Genomic DNA, 13,956 nt, shown 5'->3' with positions numbered 1-13,956 from the left:
AACCGCGCCTTTTAGGACGCGGTTTTCGTGTGTTAATCAACTACACTTTCGTTGCTTTAATAGATAGCCATTGAGGAATAGCTGCTAGAGGATTTTTACGCCAATTGCAGTAGTCTTCAAGCTCTTGTTCTGATAATTGTTCCCCATCATCGGTTGAATCATCTACCCAAAACGAACCATGATCAGCATACATTTCCTCTATATGACTAATGTTAAGATTTGAAGATATCATAGCATTCATAATATCTTGCATTCGCCACTTATATGTTGGTATCTCTCCAAAAGGGCCAATTACATCGTATGGTTTTTCAACCGTTAACGACTTACTCGCCGTGATTCCAAAAGGACGCATAAACGGATGTATATCGAACATGATGTAGGTCCCATTTTGCTTAAGTACCCTATGAATGTTCTTGTACATGGATTTCAAATCGTTTATCCAAATATGAACTCCGTTTGATGTGTATACAAAGTCATATTCATTATGACTAATCTCAGCTAATTTCATCGTATCGTCGCAAATGAATTCAATTTCCCAATTATTATTTTTCGCAATTTCATAAGCATTCTCTACTTGTTTCTCCGAAATATCACATGACGTCACTTTTGCACCCATTAAATGAAAAGCAAAAACAGCATGATTATCGCCACTTGAAGGAACCAAAACCCGCTTGCCACTCATATCTGGCATAGCTTCCTGAATCATGGCATACGTCATGCTCGGAAAAGCCGATTCGGGAGAATTCATTATTTTTGCGATGACTTCATCTGATCTGTACTTTCGATACCAGGTATCCGACCATTGATTCCATTGCTCTTTGATGACATTTGTGCTGGTATTCACGTTCCCACTCCCCTCTTCATCAGGAATTTCATTTCTGCAAAGATTCAAATTAAGTATGCAGGTAATCCCAATAAAAGGAAAGTTGAAAGATTGTTTAAACTAAACTTAACTTAATCGACGACTATCCGGTCGCCCTTGCTAATTGGTTGCGAAATGACTAAAAATTCAACGTCCTCATTGGATTTATTAAACATTTGATGAGGGACTAGGGGAGGAACTTCGACTCCTTCTTGCGGATGCAGGACAACTTCTTCCCCCTCGATTTCCATGGTTGCAATACCCGAGAGAACGAAGAAAAATTGACGGGATTGCTGATGATAATGTTTGACTTCTGCTGTATCTGCAGGCATCCTTTCATGAATGACGCTCAACTCATTCTTTTTAACTAAATGCCATCCGTCACATTGATCTCCCCACATATAATGTTCCGCATTATATTTACTTATTTTCATCTCAATAAGCTCCTTCTCCGTTGTTTCAACAGAGAATTATTATACATAAATATGAATAAAAATTCAAAACTCCAATGTAAAGAAACCTTTACTTGCGAAATCTTCTTTTGATCGCATATGATACATGGTAGACACGCGGGTCTACCCCCAAAACAGCGTGCGAGAGGACTAGCAAGCATATGGCTTCCGTATCCTTGATTCAAACCGCCTATGACTTTATTCATAGACAAATCATGCTGGGAGAGTTCATGCCTGGCACACTCTTATCTGAAAATGAACTGGCCGATTCCCTCAACATGAGCCGAACGCCGGTGCGCAGCGCCATTACTCAACTGGAGCACGACGGACTGGTCGTTTCTCTGAAGAAGCGCGGCGTCCTGGTCAAGGAGCCCTCCCTCAAAGAAGCGATGGATATCATGGAGATTCTGTATGGGTTTCAGCAGCTGGCCTTGGAGCATATTGAAACCCACGGCGAGGTGCCGGACCTCAAGAAGCTCAAGGAATGCCTCGATCTGCAATTGGAGGCGACAGAGCGAGACGCTTACTACCTCTATGTCAAATACACCTTACAATTTGCGTACTATTTCATCAGCATTCTGAACAATAATGCCATGCTCAAGATGATGGAGCTTTATATTGATAAAATCGTGCTCTATGCCACCATTAATTTTAAAATCACGCCGCATGAACCCCACTATTCCGGCAACCGTGTGAACCAAGCGCTCTATGAAGCTACTGCCGCCAAGGATTGGGCAGAAGTTCGCTGCATTGTCAAAGCCTCCCATGACCATAGCCGTGAACGAATGGTCCGGTTAGGCCGCATATAACGTCAAAAAGCGTAAAGGACATGGTGCGTCCCTTACGCTTTTTCATTGTTCGCTATCACTGCAATTTAGTTACTTTTGCAGATTCATTCATCTTTCTTTATATCAAGTCTAGAAAGTCTAGATTCAATTGAAGCAAGAAGCTTTTTAATCTCCAACAACTCGCCATTAAACTGTTCTAACGTATTTAAATCATCTTCCTCCATACGATGCAGATGTTTTTGAATATCATCAATTTCTTGCTCTGCTTTATAATTAATGGCGAAATCGATAACCGACTCATGTTTATCTCTGGCACTTTGTCGATTCTGACTCATCATAATGATGGGCGCTTGAAAGGCTGCAAGAAAAGATAAGCACAAGTTCAGCAGGATAAATGGAGGCTCGTCAAAGTGAAGAGGCTTGATGAAAGGAAGCGTATTCCAAATCATCCAGACGATTAGTAATGCACCAAAGCAACCGATGAAAGTCCAGCTTCCACCGAACTTGGCAATGCTATCGGCAAGCCGATCGGAAATCGTTGTATTTTCCGAATACTCTTCATCGACTCGATTCAGGATGCTTTTTTCATACTCGTCAACCAATCTGTCTATACGCAGCGCATTCGATTCACTAAGCTCAATATCAAACCCTTGAATGATAGAAGCCTCATCAAAAAAGTCATCGTTTTCCATATTCTTTTTGTTCATTTCTCGAATTCCATCCTTGTACACGATTAGTGCATGATTCCACCAAATTTATTTTTAACCTAATCGTGGGTTGTTATTCGAGGTTGTTTTTTCCGCATTTATTTGGTTCTACTACTGCAAAGCTTTTTCAACGAGTTCCTTAATAGGCGTTTGGAACCCAATCAACTGTTGAAGATCATCGGTCGTTCGCTCCATTTGTCCTTCTGCAATGGTACGATAAATAAAAGCGGTTGTTTCCGCAGCAGATTTCGGCAGCCCGGCCTGAACAAGCAAGCTTTTCTCCTCTTCATAAGAAACCGACTGATGAATCACGCTTTTGCCGGATATTTCCGAGAGTATTTCAGCCAAATCATCAAAACTCCACGGAGTGTTCGATACGAGATTATATGTCTTATTTTCATGTCCTTCCTCTATCAGAACGGTTGCTGCTGCCAGAGCCAAGTCACTGCGACTAACCGAGTTCACTTTCCTATTATTGGTATTAGTGAGAATCGTACCATTCTCTATAACTGTTTTAAGGGACGAGTTGATAAAAAATTCCGTATAACCGCCGTTCCGTAAAAAAGTGTAAGGAATCCGAGTCGTATGAATCGCGTTCTCAGTAGCCAAATGAACACGAGCAAATGGATTATCTTCAGCAAAAGCGAAGCTTGTATAGGCAATATGTTGCATTTTTTGATCTCTGGCTGCTTTGACGACATTCGCATGTTGAACGACGCGCAGCGTATCATCGGATTCTGAACTTGAAATGAACAGCAGCTTCGTCCCCAGTCTAAAAGCATTGTGAAGGGATTCCGGGACATTATAGTCCGCCAGACGAACTTCAATGCCAAGAGCTGCAAGTGCAGCCGCTTTTTCGAGATTACGAACAACCGCGATAACCTGACTTGCAGGTATTTTTTTTAGCAGATGTTGTATAACGAGATTGCCCAACTGACCTGTCGCTCCTGTGACGATAATCTTCATCAATCGATCTTCCTCTCTCATTGTTTATTGCACGCTATACTCTTAAAATAGCTTTTGCGTAATGGAACAACAAGTGAGTTAATTCCTATAATTAAACTTTACTGCCACACAATCGCGTCCTTTTCTCAACTTGGCTATATACACAATTTGCCCTGTATGATAATGAACTTCTCTTTTAGTTCATCTCACTTAGCATCTTGTCCGCCGATTTGCTGAGCTGGCTGAATATAAACTTTGGCGCGATCCGATTCATGAGCTTCAAAGCGTTGCTCTGCCCAGGCCGGATTTCAAAGTTATCCTGCTCCATGCCCCGAATAGCAGCGCCCACCATGACGGACACATTCATCGCTTTCGAACCCGCCAGATCCGCCGGATCGAACGAGTCTACGAGCGGAGTAGCTGTCAAAGGAGGCGCAAGTTCAAACACTTTTACCCTTGTGTTTTTGAGCTGAACTCTCAGCGACTGTGTAAAAGAGTGAATTCCTGCTTTTGCAGCGCAATACACCGGCGAGATTGGCAGCGGGACGAAGGCGAGGCCCGACGATACGTTCAGGATCGCAGACGACTCTTTCATTTTCAAATGTGAAAGAAATTGCTTCACCATCCGGATCGGACCGCTTAAATTCGTTTCGATCTCACGGTTTATATCCTCCAGATCGACGTCTTGATCATGTAGATTAAGCCTGCGCATGAATCCTGCGTTGTTGATTAGAACATTAAGCTCAGGAAATTGCTTCACCACCGTTTCAAACAAAGCTGCAATCGCCTTAGGATCTCCAGCATCACTTTGTATCGTATGTACCGTTGGAAGCTTTTTCTTCGCTGCATCCAACCTCGCTTGATCCCGCCCCGTTATAATGACGGTATTCCCCAGCTTCATCAGCTGCTCGGCAAATTCGAAGCCGATGCCGGATGTCCCTCCTGTGATAAGTATCGTATTCCCGCTCATTTTCATGCGATCTCGACCTTCCTTTCATTTTTTAATATCCTATTCTAAAAAAAGTTAAATAGTCTATTTCAATCGCTCCGTGCACAAAAGGCTGCACGCAGCAGCCTCCGGTTTGATATTTTGCTAACGTTCCTCGATCATTCATTCTGACTTCTATATTTAAAAATCTCATCAACAGCTTGCCGATACCCGCCTGAATGTCGTAAGGATTCCCTTGTATTTGCAACAGCAATCTTGTAAGAAGGTTCACTTAACACATGATCCACAGCTTCCCGCAGTTGATTCGCGGTCAAGCTTTGCATTTGCAATTGCATGCCGGCTCCGATATTGGCGACTTGCGCGGCAACCATCGGCTGATCTGCGCTTTGCGGGATGACAATTAGCGGAACCCCGTAATAGAGACCTTCATGGGTACTATTCATTCCACCATGAGTAATAAATAATTTGGTATGGGGCAGCAACTGTGTTTGTGGAACATAATTTTTCACGATGAAATTTGGAGGGATCTCCCCTAAATCAGCCATTTGCGTCCTGTTACCAATAGACATAACAACCGTGTGACCCGTGTTTCCCAATGCCTCAAAACAAAGCTTATAGAAATCTATGGCTTGGTTAAAAACAGTCCCCAGTGAAATGTAAATGGGTTCTTTCCCCACGATTGCTGCAAGGTCAAAGTTCTCTTGCGGCACCCGTGAAGCGATGGAAGGACCTACGAATTTGTAGGTAGGGTCAAACGCTGCGCCATAAGGCTGAAACTCCCTTGTTGTATAAACAATTGTAAGAGGCGCAGGATTACAAAACACTTCATAACGTGAAGGGATCTCCACAGCATATTGTTCCCTCAATTTTGCCGTTAAACTTTGAAATTTATCATCGATAGATTTACTTGTTTCTGGTGGGATTTTCGCAGAAATTTGTTCCACTAATTTATCAAATGAGCCTTTCGTCTGTGCAAATGAAGTACAAGAGTTGATTGCAGGAAGCTTCAGAATTTGAGCAAGCAAATGGCCACAACCAAACATGGAATCATGGATGATGTAATCAAAATGCTCATTTTCAATTTGTTCAAGAACACTCGGAATCACTATATCTGCCGTAAGCAAAAGACCGTTGATTCTCTCGAGCAAATAGTCACGCCCGCCGGAGATATAAGCTTTTATAAATTTCTGATCGTCAAATGTACGTACGACAGCTCCCGTTTTCTCTAGGCGCTCCCGATAAGCCTCGATACAAAAGTACACAACCTCTTCTCCACGTGAAATCAGTTCTTGCACCACTCCAATAGTTGGATTGATATGTCCCTCTGAGCCTCCGTTAATAAATAATACTCTCGCCATTTCCATCACTCCTTAGCCTATATTTTACCACAAAAAAAAGGAACTATGACGGGATCATAGTTCCTGAACGAGAGTGCAGCTATCTATTTCTATTCTAACTTCATGTAATAAAGATTAGTAACGTCATCCTTTGTAATGGTGTGTGCGCCAGGCGCAAGCGATACGCTGACAGTGCCATTTGCACTCGCGTAGCTTGTTCCGTCTATTTTGATCTTGGTTCCGTCGGCTGTATTCAAAACTAAAGTTAATTTTGCAGCTGTTGTTGAAGTGAACCCAATACTTGTAGCAGACTCCATTTTTAAACATTGTGTTAGTGTTAAACCATTGTATACCACGGTTCCCTTTGAAGTGGAGAGGTTCCCTTGGATATTGAAAAAGCTGCTTGTTTTTCCATCTGTCGTGAAGTTATGAACGATTGTCGATGTAGGCGGTGGTGTTTGTACCGGCGGTGTCGGTGTTGGCGTTGATGTCGGAGGTGTTGGCGTTGGTGTTGCCGTCGGTGGTGTCGGTGTTGGCGTCGGTGTTGATCCAGTTGAATTACCACCTACAGATACAAGCTGGGTCGTGTAACTTTGTATTTTAGACATCAGTGATGTATTCAGGACAGAAGACGTGTCATCAACGGAATCATTGAACTCCCATGTAAAATCTCCACTACCTAGGCGGCCCGCTTCTGTCGTAACAACTTGCTCAACAGTGCCTACAGCATCAATGTTAGAGGCAATCACACCCGTATCAATCGTAGTGTCAAAATTATTATAAGTGGTTCCGCCTGATACTGTTTTGAATGTGTTTGGAACGGTTTGATTTCTTGTTGACGCTAAGTAAGCATCGAATTGTGTAGCACTTGCCGGGGCTGTTCCACTATCGGAATTCGCATAAATGATACTTCCAGGATCAAGGATAAGGTTGTCGTAGGCTTTAATCATACCTCCAGGTTCCCCAGAGAATGTGCCTTCCCCATCATGCATATCCGTTCCTTGTAAGGAAATGAGCATTGGATTTTTGGTATGCCTGTAATAGTTTGATTCTACAAATGCAGAGCTTCCTGTTGTAGCGCCGACACCATATTTGGAGACGCCGTCAAAAAAGTTATTATAAATATGAACCGTTCCCGTTCTGATCCGCGGATGGCGAGAGTCTGAATGATCAAACCAGTTATGGTGGAAGGTTACAAAAAATTCGGACGACTCACTCAAACCGACAAGAGCAGCTTTGCCAGAATCCCAGTAATGATTATAAGCGACTGTAATATACGTTGATGCTTTTTTAATGTCCGTGGATCCATCGCCTTTTGCTTGGTCGGCGTCTCCTCCTGCTGTTCCATAGAAAATATCATTATTATGCAGCCACACATTGGCATTACCTGTATCAAGTGAAAGACCATCGTCAGGGAATAACATGATGCCTAAGTTTCTAACTTCTACATTGCCGACGTACCTAAGCAGCACTCCCCATCCATACGCGTAGGCATCTTTTCCGATACCTTCTAATGTGATATTCATTTCCGAATAATTTGCTTTCCCTTTTACTTCAAGAAATCCACTGCTATTTAGTTGACCACTCATGTCAGCCGCTGTAACTTTTCCAATAAACCGGATGGCAAGCGGTGTTTTATCGTAGCCTTTTTGCCTTAGCGCCAGAATCGAACCTAATCCAACACCTGTTTGCAAATCACCAGCGCTATTGATTTTCACACCAAGGGTTACCGTTTTCGCAGTTGTAGACGTGACATAAAGAACTTGAGCACCATTTTTAAGCGTACCATCCTCATTATAAGCACCTGAACCCGTACCAAACGGTGAGTTATCTGCAAAAGCAAAACCAGATCTGTCGTGCGGAGCTACGGATATCGCATTTGAAACAATGCTTTCTTTGGAACCATCTGACAAGACGGCTTCAACTTTCATGATATAATTTCCAGCTGCAAGCCCTACCGCATCAGCTCTCCAATAAGCAGCGTACTTACGGATTAGTTGCGTATCAATTTGTTGATATTGTGAATCTGCTGCAGCTGCTGGCTTAACAAACACATTATACCCTTGGGCATTGCTTACAGGTGACCACTCAACGAAGGACGTCTCATTCCACCCTCCACTACTTGTAATTGAAATACTGGAAGCTTGCACCACCTTAGTTGCTAGTCCAGTTCCGATTAAAGAGATCACAAGAGCAAACAATAAAACATAATTCGATACCTTTGCAACACTTTTTCTCAAATGAATTCCTCCCGCGTTTTATTGTCATAAAAGACTGAAATCGCTTACAAGTTGTTTTACCCCCCCTCACATCACCGAATCTATTTGGATTATTTTGGAACAACCACAGCTTATCAGTTTCGAATGCGGTTCCGAAACAATCATTTGATCATATCGCCCGTTTTTCTGAGCTAATGATTATTGGCAGCGTTAATGATACTTCCTGACTCTGGATACACAGGTGCTCCCTTAAAAATGGAAAAACCACCGCTAATCGTAGCAAATCCGGTGCAAGGAAGGAGATAGCTGGAGAAACTCCATCCAAATCGTTGCTGATGGTCGAAAATCGACGGATTTGCTGAAATTAGCGGTAGAAAGTCCAGTTAGTAAAGCAAAAGTGGCTCAGACGCGCAAAATAGCTGGAGTAATCGGCGTTATCTACTAAGTAATTTAATCTATCCACGAGGCTTGGAATGATGCTCAATAAGATCCTCATAATGTGACAGTTTAAAATTCATGACAGACAGAGCTTCTTGCATTTCATTTATGTGCGCCTCAATTTTGAGTTGATGCTCCTTAAGGATGCGGTAGCAGCTCTCATATTCATGATTGGCTGCCAGGGTCATGTATCTTTCAATTTCTTTCAGCGGCATGTTGGTTCTTTTTAGCTTCGTTACGAAAATAATTCGGCTCAAATCTTCCTGATCGTATTCCCTCTGCCCCGTTTTACTGCGCCTAATTGTAGGCATTAATCCAATTTTCTCATAATAACGTATCGTATCATAACTGAGTCCGGTCCTATCGGAGATATCAGCAATTGAAAAAGTCGGCCCCATTCTTCTCCTTCTTTCCAAATAATTGGATGCCCCCTACGTTCAGGCCTTGAACTTTATGTTGGTCATCTCTTCACTAACCTGCCATAGCCGCTCAGCCAAATCCGGATCGATCGCCCAAGGAAATACACCTTCTATCACTTGGCTCAGCCCTTGCGGAGCGTTGGCCGGAACAACTTCGGCAATATCGACATCCAGGCAGTAGACACCGCCTTTCCCGTTCAATTGTGTACTAGTCGCACACCATATACTCGTAGCGGCTCCTTGCTCGGCCGTTTTGAATACCCCATTCGCGGCAACCTTTTCCTCGTCTGACATAAAACGAACCAAATCCGTCATAATTCTGCCGGGATGCACAGAGAAAGCGCGAACTCCGTGCGCCTTCCCCCGCTTGTCCAACGCAACGGCAAAAAGCGCATTCGCCGACTTGGACTGACCGTATGCTTTCCATTTATCGTACTCCTGCTGCTTGAAATGAATATCGTCAAAATTAACGCCTCCGAAGCGAACCCCGGTTGAAGAAACGGAGACGACCCGCGCGCTTCCCGCTTGTTTCAAGGCCGGCCAAAGACGCAGCGTCAGCTGAAAGTGCCCCAAATGGTTGGTTGCAAATTGGGATTCATAGCCGCGTTTCTCAAGAACATACGGAGGAGCCATGATGCCTGCGTTATTGATCAGGATATCCAGCGGACGACCAGAGTCCAGAAACTGTTGAGCAAATGCGTCTATTGATGCAGGATCAATCAGATCCAACTCCGCCAGTTCAACCCGAGGAATGCCGGCAACGGAAACGCGGGCTTTCTCTGGTGTACGTGCAGGAACAATGACTGTCGCACCTGCTTCGGCTAGCGCGCGGGTTGTTTCAAGTCCGACGCCTGAGTACCCGCCGGTCACGATGGCGATCTTCCCGCTTAAATTATATCCTTCCAATACTTCCCGGGCGGTTGATTGCGCACCAAACCCGGAATGGATCGGTTCTTGAGGTGTTACTTGATCGTTATTTTCCATGGTCATCTTCCTCCCTAAACTCATTCGTTCTTCTTTTACTACCCTTGCATTGTAAAGCATGGAGTAAACTCCAGCGCAAGCGGATTTCTATCCGCAGCCCCATTCTAACAACGACAAACCGGAACTCCTAAGAGTCCCGGTCTTTCCTTGCCTATTCAAATCAGCTATGCGCAACGGTCTGATTCTGTTTCGTATAACGGTTTTCCGGTATCGGTAACCCTAGGTTTCCCCTTAGCGTATCCGCTTCATACTCTTCGCGGAACAAACCGCGCTCCTGCAGAATCGGCACGACAAGTTCAACGAAGTCCTCGAGGCCCTGAGGTGTGGCGCTGCCTACAATAAAGCCATCGGCTCCGCCTTCTTCAAACCATGCCTGCAGCTTATCAGCGATAGCCTCCGGCGTTCCCAGGAAGGTTGGCTTAGGCGTGGCCACTTGGAGAGCTACCTGGCGAAGCGTTAGTCCTTCCGCTTTTGCCCATGCTTTCATTTTGTCCGTTGCGCTCTGGAAGCTATTGCGGCCAAGATCGCCTAACTCTGGGAACGGCTCATCCAGCGGATATTGCGAGAAGTCGTGATGCTCGTAGAAGCGACCTAGAAAATCAAGCGCTTTGTCGATCGACGTGAGATTGGCAATTTCCTGATACTTACGCTCCGCTTCTTCCTGAGTTCGGCCCACGATCGGCCCTATGCCCGGAAGAATGACGATTTCATCGGGATTGCGCCCCAATGCTTTCGCACGTCCTTTTACATCGGCATAATACTGTTTGGCATCCTCCAAAGTCTCCTGACCCGTGAAAATGGCATTCGCTACTTTAGCGGCGAAATTTTTACCGTCCTCCGACGCACCTGCCTGGAAAATAACAGGCTGCCCTTGCTTGGAGCGTGCCACATTAAGCGGACCTTTGACGGAGAAAAACTCGCCCTTATGGTTCAAAGTGTGCAGCTTCGCTGGATCGAAGAATACGCCTTTCTCTTTGTCTCTCACAAAAGCATCGTCTTCCCAGGAATCCCATAGTCCTGTTGTGACTTCCAAATATTCATTCGCGATCCGATATCGCTCGGCGTGAGCCGGATGCTGGTCTTCCCGCTTGCCATAGTTGAGAGCAGAACCTTCCAAGGGGGAAGTCACAACATTCCATCCTGCTCTGCCGCCGCTAATCACATCCAGAGAGCCGAATTGCCGGGCAACTGTAAAAGGTTCACTATAGGAGGTTGATAATGTCCCAACCAGACCGATTTTGGAGCTAATTCCGGCCAAAGCGCTCAGAATGGTGATAGGTTCAAACCGATTTAGAAAATGAGGGATGGATTTCTCGGTAATATACAAACCGTCTGCAATGAATACGAAGTCAAACTTGCCTTCTTCCGCTTTCAGCGTCCATTTTTTATAGAGGTCAAAATTCACACTGGCATCTGTAATGGCATCCGGGTGTCTCCATCCCGATATATTTCCTCCAACACCATGAAGGATGGCACCTAATTTTATTTTTTTCTTGCTCATGTCTCTTCCTCCTAAGAATTAATGTGGTTAAAACGCGACAGTGAAAAAGTACTCAGATCCACTGTGGTTGACACTTGTTGAACAAGATCGGCGAGCAGCGAACCGACTGCACTGGCAAATTTGAACCCATGCCCTGAGAACCCTCCAGCCAGCAAAACATTGGCATACAGCGGATGCCGATCAATAATGAAATGCTCATCGGGAGTTAGCTCGTATTTGCAGACTGCTCCTTGCAGCAGCTCTCCTTCTGACTGTGGCAGGAAAGCGGATAAAGTGCGGCGCAAATCCCCTTCGTCCTCCTCAAGATGACCGAATGGCTCAGCCTGCTCCCCTGGAGACCAAGGCAATCCTCCGTCATGGCGGCCGATTTTGATACCCGCACCGTTAATGTTCGGAAAGCCGTAATACCCTCCCTCTTTCGTTTCGAGCGTAAATCCCGGAAAAGTGCCTGCATCATAAAAAGAGGCATTCGTCCGAAACCAACCCACCGTTTTACGAACAGAACGAATCGGCAAGGTAATGAAAGGTTCTAAATGCTTAAACCAAGCTCCAGCGGTTATGATCAATTGATCCGCTGAAAACTCCCCGGCCCGTGTACGTACACGGACTCCTGCTCCATCCGCCTGGATATGCTGAACCGGATTATAAGGCAGCAGCATGGCGCCTTCGGCCAAAGCCAGCTTACGATAAGCGGCAATACACTGCTCGCTGAACAAATATCCGGCATTCGGTTCATACATCGCTTCATAAGACTCAGGCAGCGTGATGCCTGCCCAACGCCGATGAACCTCTGCCGCATCCAGCATTTCCACTTGAACGCCTGCCTCTGCGCAGCCAGGTAACCTGGTTATGAATTTGCCGCTTAATTGATCGGCCATATTGAGCACGCCAGAGCGAGCAAGCAGCTTATGCCCGCTGGCTGCTTCCAGTTCCCTCCATAAGCGGTCGGCGTCCAACGCCAAGTTTATATAAGACTTCCCTCCGCTATAGGCATGGCGAATTAACCTAGGCTCTCCATGATGGCTTCCATTTTCATGCGGGGGATCATACGAATCGATCATTAAGGTGCGGATACCCCGCCGAGCCAGATAATAACCTGCGCTCATGCCCATGGATCCGGCTCCGACAACGATCACTTCAAACGAATTTTTCATGCCTGACCTCCTCCAGGGCCTACCTCTCCGCGGCAAACCGGCTCAGCTCATCGACCGCCAATTCGGTAAAAAACAAAGCCGAAACGGTCAAAGCCCGTTCATCGATATCAAAAGCAGGATGGTGCCATTCCTGAGGTCCGGAAGTTCCCATAAAGGCAAAAAATCCCGGTACTTCCTGCTGGTAAAAAGCAAAATCTTCCCCGGCCGGGGAGGGTGTTGGTGTTGTGACCTCAAAGCCAAGCCGCTTAGCCACCTGGCCAGCCGCTTCGGCAAGCGCCGCATCGTTGTGCACGGACGGCGGTCCCTGCAGCCAGCGCAACGATGCTTTGACCCCATAAGCCGAAGCGATGCCCGTCACAATATCACTGAAGCGCTGCTTAACTCGGGTACGGACCTCGGCGTCGAACGTTCGCACCGTTCCGTCCAAAATCGCTTTCTCCGGTATGATGTTCCAGGCGGTCCCCGTATGCAGTCGCGTTACGCTGACAACCGCGCTCTCAAGGGGACTTACATTGCGGCTGACAATCGACTGGAGCGCCGTAACCAGATAAGCGGCTGCTACAACTGGATCTACGCTAGCTTCTGGCACGGCCGCATGCGAACCAACGCCTTCCAGTTCGACGAGAAAACCGTCTGCCGCTGCCATCAGCGCGCCCGGACGAATACCGATCGTGCCTACAGGCAGATCTGGCTTATTGTGCATGCCGTAGATCGCACGAACGCCTTTAAGCGCTCCGGTTTTGATCACCTTTTGAGCGCCAGCAGCCTTTTCTTCCGCCGGTTGAAACACCAAACGAACGCTCCCAGCCAGCTCATGCTCCCTCTCTTTTAGAAGTAATGCCACGCCTATCAAAGCAGCGGTGTGAAAATCATGGCCGCATGCATGCATTTTGCCTCCATACTTGGAAGCGAAGCTGAGTCCTGTCTCCTCTTGAATCGGCAGCGCATCGATATCGGCTCGCAGCGCGACGATTGGCCCCCCTTGCAGCCCGCCGACCTCGGCAATCAAGCCTGTTTCCAGATTGAACTCCGAAGCAATACGGATATTCGCAGCCTCCAGCGTCGCTCGGATAAACGCCGTTGTCTCGAACTCCTCATGGGACAGCTCCGGAAACTGATGAAGGTGACGCCGGATATCCACCAGTTTTTGCTGAAATATATGTTGCTTGCTGATGCTAACTTCTGCCATGGTGTTTCCTCC

General features: G+C 46.0%; 13 protein-coding genes. 1 reads left to right on the top strand and 12 read right to left on the bottom strand.

What is annotated here, in order from left to right:
- Positions 1 to 40: 40 nt before the first annotated feature.
- Both ACUN27_RS09910 and ACUN27_RS09905 read right to left on the bottom strand, forming a co-directional pair.
- On the bottom strand, positions 41 to 844 hold the full coding sequence (locus ACUN27_RS09910) for a class I SAM-dependent methyltransferase (RefSeq protein ID WP_326061809.1): 804 nt from the start codon (positions 842 to 844) through the stop codon (positions 41 to 43).
- A gap of 110 nt (positions 845 to 954) precedes the next feature.
- On the bottom strand, positions 955 to 1,296 hold the full coding sequence (locus tag ACUN27_RS09905) for a cupin domain-containing protein (protein ID WP_326061808.1): 342 nt from the start codon (positions 1,294 to 1,296) through the stop codon (positions 955 to 957).
- Between the two features lie 179 nt (positions 1,297 to 1,475).
- On the opposite strand from ACUN27_RS09905, the gene ACUN27_RS09900 reads away from it, so the two are divergent.
- Positions 1,476 to 2,123, top strand: coding sequence for a GntR family transcriptional regulator (locus ACUN27_RS09900; protein WP_326061807.1), 648 nt, complete (start codon positions 1,476 to 1,478; stop codon positions 2,121 to 2,123).
- A gap of 83 nt (positions 2,124 to 2,206) precedes the next feature.
- Here the strand turns inward: ACUN27_RS09900 and ACUN27_RS09895 are convergent, their stop codons facing one another.
- From ACUN27_RS09895 to ACUN27_RS09850, 10 genes are all read right to left on the bottom strand, one after another.
- Positions 2,207 to 2,809: a DUF1003 domain-containing protein gene (locus tag ACUN27_RS09895; protein ID WP_315951675.1), complete on the bottom strand. Its 603-nt coding sequence runs from the start codon at positions 2,807 to 2,809 to the stop codon at positions 2,207 to 2,209.
- Positions 2,810 to 2,920: 111 nt separating this feature from the next.
- Positions 2,921 to 3,775: an SDR family oxidoreductase gene (locus ACUN27_RS09890; protein ID WP_326061806.1), complete on the bottom strand. Its 855-nt coding sequence runs from the start codon at positions 3,773 to 3,775 to the stop codon at positions 2,921 to 2,923.
- 175 nt (positions 3,776 to 3,950) lie between these two features.
- Positions 3,951 to 4,730 (bottom strand): SDR family oxidoreductase, encoded by a 780-nt coding sequence (locus ACUN27_RS09885; RefSeq protein ID WP_445558810.1) that lies wholly within the window; start codon positions 4,728 to 4,730, stop codon positions 3,951 to 3,953.
- Between the two features lie 131 nt (positions 4,731 to 4,861).
- Positions 4,862 to 6,061 (bottom strand): macrolide family glycosyltransferase, encoded by a 1,200-nt coding sequence (locus tag ACUN27_RS09880; RefSeq protein WP_445558809.1) that lies wholly within the window; start codon positions 6,059 to 6,061, stop codon positions 4,862 to 4,864.
- Between the two features lie 89 nt (positions 6,062 to 6,150).
- Positions 6,151 to 8,280 carry a pectate lyase family protein gene (locus tag ACUN27_RS09875; RefSeq protein ID WP_445558808.1) on the bottom strand — a complete coding sequence of 710 codons (2,130 nt, stop codon included), beginning with the start codon at positions 8,278 to 8,280 and terminating at the stop codon, positions 6,151 to 6,153.
- Between the two features lie 434 nt (positions 8,281 to 8,714).
- Positions 8,715 to 9,113, bottom strand: a complete 399-nt coding sequence (locus ACUN27_RS09870) for a MerR family transcriptional regulator (RefSeq protein ID WP_445558807.1) — start codon at positions 9,111 to 9,113, stop codon at positions 8,715 to 8,717.
- A gap of 21 nt (positions 9,114 to 9,134) precedes the next feature.
- Positions 9,135 to 10,100, bottom strand: a complete 966-nt coding sequence (locus ACUN27_RS09865; RefSeq protein WP_445558806.1) for an oxidoreductase — start codon at positions 10,098 to 10,100, stop codon at positions 9,135 to 9,137.
- Between the two features lie 160 nt (positions 10,101 to 10,260).
- Complete coding sequence (locus ACUN27_RS09860) at positions 10,261 to 11,601, bottom strand: LLM class flavin-dependent oxidoreductase (protein ID WP_315951682.1); 1,341 nt, start codon at positions 11,599 to 11,601, stop codon at positions 10,261 to 10,263.
- Between the two features lie 11 nt (positions 11,602 to 11,612).
- Positions 11,613 to 12,755: an N-methyl-L-tryptophan oxidase gene (solA, locus tag ACUN27_RS09855; protein ID WP_315951684.1), complete on the bottom strand. Its 1,143-nt coding sequence runs from the start codon at positions 12,753 to 12,755 to the stop codon at positions 11,613 to 11,615.
- Between the two features lie 19 nt (positions 12,756 to 12,774).
- The gene (locus ACUN27_RS09850; protein WP_326061801.1) at positions 12,775 to 13,944 is read right to left on the bottom strand and encodes an amidohydrolase; all 1,170 of its coding nucleotides are present in this window, start codon (positions 13,942 to 13,944) and stop codon (positions 12,775 to 12,777) included.
- Positions 13,945 to 13,956 lie beyond the last annotated feature (12 nt).

Source organism: Paenibacillus sp. WC2504, assembly GCF_052682475.1.
The sequence above is the reverse complement of the archived record's forward strand: the minus strand, read 5'-3'. Positions and strand labels throughout refer to the sequence as shown.

What these genes read in the sequence shown, in the direction of transcription:
- ACUN27_RS09895 (WP_315951675.1), bottom strand. Translation starts at nt 2,809, where the DNA reads ATGAACAAAAAGAATATGGAAAACGATGACTTTTTTGATGAGGCTTCT.
- solA (WP_315951684.1), bottom strand. Translation starts at nt 12,755, where the DNA reads ATGAAAAATTCGTTTGAAGTGATCGTTGTCGGAGCCGGATCCATGGGC.
- ACUN27_RS09850 (WP_326061801.1), bottom strand. Translation starts at nt 13,944, where the DNA reads ATGGCAGAAGTTAGCATCAGCAAGCAACATATATTTCAGCAAAAACTG.
- ACUN27_RS09865 (WP_445558806.1), bottom strand. Translation starts at nt 10,100, where the DNA reads ATGGAAAATAACGATCAAGTAACACCTCAAGAACCGATCCATTCCGGG.
- ACUN27_RS09880 (WP_445558809.1), bottom strand. Translation starts at nt 6,061, where the DNA reads ATGGCGAGAGTATTATTTATTAACGGAGGCTCAGAGGGACATATCAAT.
- ACUN27_RS09890 (WP_326061806.1), bottom strand. Translation starts at nt 3,775, where the DNA reads ATGAAGATTATCGTCACAGGAGCGACAGGTCAGTTGGGCAATCTCGTT.
- ACUN27_RS09900 (WP_326061807.1), top strand. Translation starts at nt 1,476, where the DNA reads ATGGCTTCCGTATCCTTGATTCAAACCGCCTATGACTTTATTCATAGA.
- ACUN27_RS09885 (WP_445558810.1), bottom strand. Translation starts at nt 4,730, where the DNA reads ATGAAAATGAGCGGGAATACGATACTTATCACAGGAGGGACATCCGGC.
- ACUN27_RS09860 (WP_315951682.1), bottom strand. Translation starts at nt 11,601, where the DNA reads ATGAGCAAGAAAAAAATAAAATTAGGTGCCATCCTTCATGGTGTTGGA.
- ACUN27_RS09905 (WP_326061808.1), bottom strand. Translation starts at nt 1,296, where the DNA reads ATGAAAATAAGTAAATATAATGCGGAACATTATATGTGGGGAGATCAA.